Here is a 5,795-nt window from a genome sequence, read left to right as displayed (position 1 = left end):
CGTTTTTCCCAGCCATTTTCCTGGGCCGTAAACCCTAATGCCTGCATAAACGCGGCCATCACGCCGCGGTCTTCCACGCCGACGTCGGCCATCCACCATGAACTCACGTCCGGGTTTTCGCGGAGAGTTTCTTCAACCAAATACTGCCCAACGCCGCGACGACGGGTGATATCGCGTACACGTAAGGAATCCAGTGCACCTTGCGTACCGCTCAGGGTGACACGTACTGCGCCAAGCAGGCGCTCGTTAAAGCGTGCTGCATAGATCCGGTGCGTTTCATCTACGCTTAATGATGAGGCGGAATATTCCGGCCAGATTTTGCCAAGATCGATGAGATCCTGATCACTGAAGTTTTCTAAACGAACGATGGTCAGCTTCATTAACAGCATGTCCAAATCACAAAAGATGGAATGAGTGTACCGAAATAATTCGTCCGGATGCTTTCTCTTTTTTATGTGAATAACCAGATTAATAATTTTGTAACAACAGTAATGACAGTTTGAAACCGTAGAGATTGAAAAACAGGCAGAATAATACCCTGGAATGCAGCATTTTATTCGGCTCTTTGTACCGTTATTTTATGCTGACAAACGTGCTTTTTTTTGTTTATCTATAGTGAAAAGCAGAATATTATCTTTTCTTAATCGACTGAAAAATAGAGATTTTAGCCTGATTTTGCTTAAATGACTGCGCTAAACCATTAATGAGACTGGTAAAAATAGTGCAGTTCAAAAAAAGCACAGACTGCTTTTTAACCACATAAATACAAAATATTAATTACGTCACGAATGGGGATTCAGGTAATGAAACGGAATGCGAAAACAATCATCGCAGGGGTGATAGCACTGGCAATGTCGCACGCTGTCATGGCGGAGGATATCAAGGTCGCTGTTGTTGGCGCGATGTCAGGTCCGGTCGCGCAGTGGGGCGATATGGAATTTAATGGCGCACGTCAGGCGATTAAAGATATCAATGCCAAAGGTGGGATCAAAGGCGACAAACTGGTCGCTGTGGAATATGACGATGCCTGCGATCCGAAACAGGCCGTTGCCGTCGCGAACAAAATCGTCAACGACGGCATTCAGTACGTAATTGGCCACCTGTGTTCTTCATCGACTCAACCGGCATCAGATATTTACGAAGACGAAGGCATTCTGATGATTTCTCCGGGAGCGACTAACCCGGAGCTGACGCAGCGCGGTTACGCTCACATTATGCGTACAGCGGGTCTGGACTCCTCTCAGGGGCCGACTGCCGCGAAATACATCCTGGAGAAGGTGAAGCCGCAGCGTATCGCCATCATTCATGACAAACAGCAGTACGGTGAAGGCCTGGCGCGTTCGGTGCAGGACAGCCTGAAAGCAGGTAAAGCCAACATCGTTTTCTTTGACGGTATCACCGCCGGGGAAAAAGATTTCTCTGCGCTGATCGCTCGCCTGAAAAAAGAAAATATCGACTTTGTTTATTACGGCGGCTACTACCCGGAAATGGGGCAAATGCTGCGCCAGGCACGTTCCGTCGGGCTGAAAACCCAGTTTATGGGACCAGAGGGCGTCGGCAATGCGTCGCTGTCTAACATTGCCGGTGATGCCGCTGAAGGCATGCTGGTGACCATGCCAAAACGCTATGACCAGGATCCGGCGAATAAAGCTATCGTCGATGCGCTCAAAGCTGACAAGAAAGATCCAACTGGACCGTACGTGTGGATCACTTATGCAGCAGTCCAGTCATTGGCGACCGCAATGGATCGTAGCGGTAGCAAAGAGCCGCTGGACCTGGTGAAAGATCTGAAAGCACACGGGGCTGATACCGTGATTGGGCCGCTGAAATGGGACGAAAAAGGCGATTTGAAGGGATTTGAGTTTGGTGTCTTCCAGTGGCACGCGGATGGTTCATCGACCGTCGCGAAGTAATACCTGAAGACGAGTTATCCCACCGCCCGTGTAAAACGGGCGGGTTAAGAAAGGTTACCTTATGTCCGAGCAGTTCCTCTATTTCTTGCAGCAGATGTTTAACGGCGTCACGCTGGGAAGCACCTACGCGCTGATCGCCATTGGTTACACGATGGTGTACGGCATTATCGGCATGATCAACTTCGCCCACGGCGAGGTGTATATGATCGGCAGTTATGTCTCCTTTATGATCATCGCCGCGCTAATGATGATGGGCATTGATTCCAGTTGGCTACTGGTCGCGGCGGGTTTCGTCGGCGCGATTGTGATTGCCAGCGCCTACGGCTGGAGCATTGAACGCGTGGCGTATCGACCCGTGCGCAGCTCCAAGCGCCTGATCGCGCTGATTTCCGCTATTGGGATGTCCATCTTCCTGCAAAACTACGTCAGCCTGACGGAAGGTTCGCGCGATGTGGCACTGCCCAGCCTGTTTAATGGCCAGTGGACCGTTGGCAGTAGCGAAAACTTCTCTGCTTCCATCACCACCATGCAGCTGGTTATCTGGATTGTAACCTTCCTGGCGATGCTGGCGCTGACGCTGTTTATCCGTTATTCCCGTATGGGGCGCGCCTGCCGAGCCTGCGCGGAAGACCTGAAAATGGCCAGCCTGCTCGGCATCAACACCGATCGCGTGATTGCGCTGACCTTTGTGATTGGCGCGGCAATGGCGGCGGTCGCGGGCGTGCTGCTCGGTCAATTCTATGGCGTAATTAACCCGTACATCGGCTTTATGGCCGGGATGAAGGCCTTTACCGCAGCGGTGCTTGGTGGCATCGGCAGCATTCCTGGGGCGATGATCGGCGGCCTGATTCTGGGCGTCGCGGAAGCGCTCTCCTCTGCTTATCTGAGTACTGAATACAAAGACGTCGTTTCATTCGCGCTACTGATTCTGGTGCTGCTGGTGATGCCGACCGGTATTCTGGGTCGCCCGGAGGTAGAGAAAGTATGAAACCGATGCATTTTGCAATGGCGCTGCTCTCTGCCGCCATGTTCTTCGTCCTGGCGGGCGTCTTTATGGGCGTTCAGTTAGAGCTTGACGGCACCAAACTGGTGGTGGATTCCGCGGCGGATATTCGCTGGCAGTGGGTGTTTATTGGTACTGGCGTGGTCTTCCTCTTCCAGTTGCTGCGTCCCGTTTTCCAGAAGAGCCTGAAGAGCGTCTCCGGGCCGAAGTTTATTCTGCCGGCGATTGACGGCTCCACCGTTAAACAGAAGCTGTTCCTGGTGGCGCTGCTGGTGATTGCCGTGGCGTGGCCGTTTATGGTGTCGCGCGGCACGGTGGATATCGCCACGCTGACGATGATTTATATCATCCTTGGCCTCGGCTTAAACGTGGTGGTGGGGCTTTCCGGCCTGCTGGTGCTGGGCTACGGCGGCTTCTACGCCATTGGCGCCTATACCTTCGCGCTGCTGAACCACTATTACGGCCTCGGCTTCTGGACCTGCCTGCCGCTGGCGGGGCTGGTATCGGCGGCGGCAGGATTCCTGCTTGGCTTCCCGGTTCTGCGTCTGCGCGGCGACTACCTGGCAATAGTGACCTTAGGCTTTGGCGAAATCGTGCGTATCCTGTTGCTCAATAATACTGAAGTCACCGGTGGCCCGAACGGTATCAGCCAGATCCCGAAACCGACCTTTTTCGGTCTTGAATTCAGCCGTAGCGCCCGTGAGGGCGGCTGGGATACCTTCAGCAACTTCTTTAACGTGAAATACGATCCCTCTGACCGTGTGATTTTCCTCTACCTGGTGGCGCTGCTGCTGGTGGTCTTCTCGCTGTTTGTCATCAACCGCCTGTTGCGTATGCCGCTGGGCCGTGCATGGGAAGCGTTGCGTGAAGATGAAATCGCCTGCCGTTCACTGGGCTTAAACCCTACGCGCATCAAGCTGACAGCTTTTACCATCAGCGCCGCGTTTGCCGGTTTTGCCGGTACGCTGTTTGCCGCGCGCCAGGGCTTCGTCAGCCCGGAATCCTTCACCTTTGCCGAGTCGGCCTTTGTGCTGGCGATTGTGGTACTGGGCGGAATGGGCTCACAGTTTGCGGTGATCCTGGCGGCCATCCTGCTGGTGGTGTCACGCGAGCTGATGCGTGATTTCAATGAATACAGCATGTTAATGCTGGGTGGTTTAATGGTACTGATGATGATCTGGCGTCCGCAGGGCTTGCTGCCGATGACCCGTCCACAGTTGAAGCTGAAAAACGGGGAAGCAAAAGGAGAGCAGGCATGAGTCAGCCATTATTATCGGTTAGCGGCCTGATGATGCGTTTTGGCGGCCTGCTGGCAGTCAACAATGTGTCTCTGGATTTGCATAAAAAAGAGATAGTCTCCCTGATTGGCCCGAACGGCGCGGGGAAAACCACGGTCTTCAACTGCCTGACCGGGTTCTATAAGCCGACCGGCGGGACGATTAAGCTGCGCGACCAGCACCTTGAAGGGCTGCCGGGCCAGCAAATTGCGCGTATGGGCGTGGTGCGTACCTTCCAGCACGTGCGTCTGTTTCGCGAAATGACGGTGATTGAAAATCTGCTGGTGGCGCAGCATCAGCAACTGAAAGCTGGGGTTTTCTCCGGGCTGCTAAAAACCCCTGCTTTTCGCCGCGCGCAGGATGAAGCGCTGGAGCGCGCCGCCACCTGGCTTGATCGTATCGGCCTGCTGCAGCATGCTAACCGACAGGCGAGCAACCTGGCCTATGGCGACCAGCGCCGTCTTGAGATTATCCGTTGCATGGTCACTCAGCCGGAAATTCTGATGCTCGATGAACCTGCTGCGGGTCTTAACCCGAAAGAAACCAAAGAGCTGGATGAGCTGATTGCTGAGCTGCGCGACCATCACGACACCACCATCCTGCTCATTGAGCACGACATGAAGCTGGTGATGGGCATTTCAGACCGTATTTACGTGGTGAACCAGGGGACGCCGCTGGCGAACGGGACACCGGAGCAGATCCGTAACAACCCGGACGTGATCCGCGCCTATTTAGGCGAAGCATAATGGTGGTGAGGCATAAGATGGAAAAAGTCATGTTGTCTTTTGACAACGTCAACGCCCACTACGGCAAGATCCAGGCTCTGCACGATGTCAGCTTGTATATCAACCAGGGTGAAATCGTGACGCTTATCGGTGCCAACGGTGCGGGGAAAACCACGCTGCTCGGGACGCTGTGCGGCGATCCTCGGGCAACAAGTGGGCGTATTGTCTTTGATGGTAAAGATATTACCGACTGGCAGACGGCAAAAATCATGCGTGAAGCGGTGGCGATTGTCCCGGAAGGGCGTCGCGTGTTTTCCCGTATGACGGTGGAAGAGAACCTGGCGATGGGTGGTTTCTTTGCCGAGAAAGGCCAGTTTCAGGAACGTATCAAGTGGGTGTATGACCTGTTTCCTCGCCTGCATGAGCGCCGTATTCAACGTGCGGGAACCATGTCCGGCGGCGAACAGCAGATGCTGGCGATAGGCCGTGCGCTGATGAGCCAGCCGAGGCTGCTACTGCTTGATGAACCGTCGCTGGGTCTGGCGCCGATTATCATCCAGCAGATCTTTAACACCATTGAGCAACTGCGCGAGCAGGGGATGACGATTTTCCTCGTCGAACAAAACGCCAACCAGGCACTGAAACTCGCCGACCGTGGGTACGTGCTGGAAAACGGCCACGTGGTGCTGGAAGATACCGGTGATGCATTGCTGGCTAACGAAGCGGTGCGTAGCGCGTATCTGGGCGGTTAATCATTCTCTGAATAGACAAGGGGCCCATGAGGCCCCTTTTTTATTGCGCTATGTTATTATTGAGAATGGTTATCAATAATAAAAATGAACATGGATAAAGGATGATTCGTTCAGGTACCTGCATG

At 53.8% G+C, this 5,795-nt stretch carries 6 protein-coding genes; 5 read left to right on the top strand and 1 reads right to left on the bottom strand.

The window, feature by feature from the left end:
- Window positions 1-380, bottom strand: a 380-nt coding sequence (gene panM, locus JTI85_RS20770; RefSeq protein ID WP_101742611.1) for an aspartate 1-decarboxylase autocleavage activator PanM, incomplete at its 3' end; no start/stop codon positions are given.
- A gap of 423 nt (window positions 381-803) precedes the next feature.
- Here panM and livK point away from each other — a divergent pair.
- From livK to livF, 5 genes are all read left to right on the top strand, one after another.
- Window positions 804-1,913 (top strand): high-affinity branched-chain amino acid ABC transporter substrate-binding protein LivK, encoded by a 1,110-nt coding sequence (gene livK, locus JTI85_RS20765; RefSeq protein ID WP_061068756.1) that lies wholly within the window; start codon window positions 804-806, stop codon window positions 1,911-1,913.
- A 61-nt stretch (window positions 1,914-1,974) separates the two neighbouring features.
- Window positions 1,975-2,901 carry a high-affinity branched-chain amino acid ABC transporter permease LivH gene (gene livH / locus JTI85_RS20760; protein ID WP_003023435.1) on the top strand — a complete coding sequence of 309 codons (927 nt, stop codon included), beginning with the start codon at window positions 1,975-1,977 and terminating at the stop codon, window positions 2,899-2,901.
- Window positions 2,898-4,175 carry a branched chain amino acid ABC transporter permease LivM gene (livM, locus tag JTI85_RS20755; RefSeq protein WP_061068755.1) on the top strand — a complete coding sequence of 426 codons (1,278 nt, stop codon included), beginning with the start codon at window positions 2,898-2,900 and terminating at the stop codon, window positions 4,173-4,175. The genes livH and livM overlap by 4 nt, the downstream gene beginning before the upstream one ends.
- Entirely contained in the window at window positions 4,172-4,939 is a 768-nt protein-coding gene (livG, locus tag JTI85_RS20750; protein WP_061068754.1) for a high-affinity branched-chain amino acid ABC transporter ATP-binding protein LivG, read from the top strand. Before livM ends, livG begins: the two co-directional genes overlap by 4 nt.
- Window positions 4,940-4,956: 17 nt before the next feature.
- The gene (livF, locus tag JTI85_RS20745; RefSeq protein WP_086523486.1) at window positions 4,957-5,670 is read left to right on the top strand and encodes a high-affinity branched-chain amino acid ABC transporter ATP-binding protein LivF; all 714 of its coding nucleotides are present in this window, start codon (window positions 4,957-4,959) and stop codon (window positions 5,668-5,670) included.
- Window positions 5,671-5,795: the final 125 nt, after the last annotated feature.

Source organism: Citrobacter sp. Colony219 (assembly GCF_019382635.1).
Taxonomy (GTDB): Bacteria; Pseudomonadota; Gammaproteobacteria; order Enterobacterales; family Enterobacteriaceae; genus Citrobacter; species Citrobacter youngae.
The sequence above is the reverse complement of the archived record's forward strand: the minus strand, read 5'-3'. Positions and strand labels throughout refer to the sequence as shown.

Bases quoted from the DNA above. Each gene is read 5' to 3' on its own strand.
- livK (WP_061068756.1), top strand. From the start codon at position 804: ATGAAACGGAATGCGAAAACAATCATCGCAGGGGTGATAGCACTGGCA.
- livH (WP_003023435.1), top strand. From the start codon at position 1,975: ATGTCCGAGCAGTTCCTCTATTTCTTGCAGCAGATGTTTAACGGCGTC.
- livM (WP_061068755.1), top strand. From the start codon at position 2,898: ATGAAACCGATGCATTTTGCAATGGCGCTGCTCTCTGCCGCCATGTTC.
- livG (WP_061068754.1), top strand. From the start codon at position 4,172: ATGAGTCAGCCATTATTATCGGTTAGCGGCCTGATGATGCGTTTTGGC.
- livF (WP_086523486.1), top strand. From the start codon at position 4,957: ATGGAAAAAGTCATGTTGTCTTTTGACAACGTCAACGCCCACTACGGC.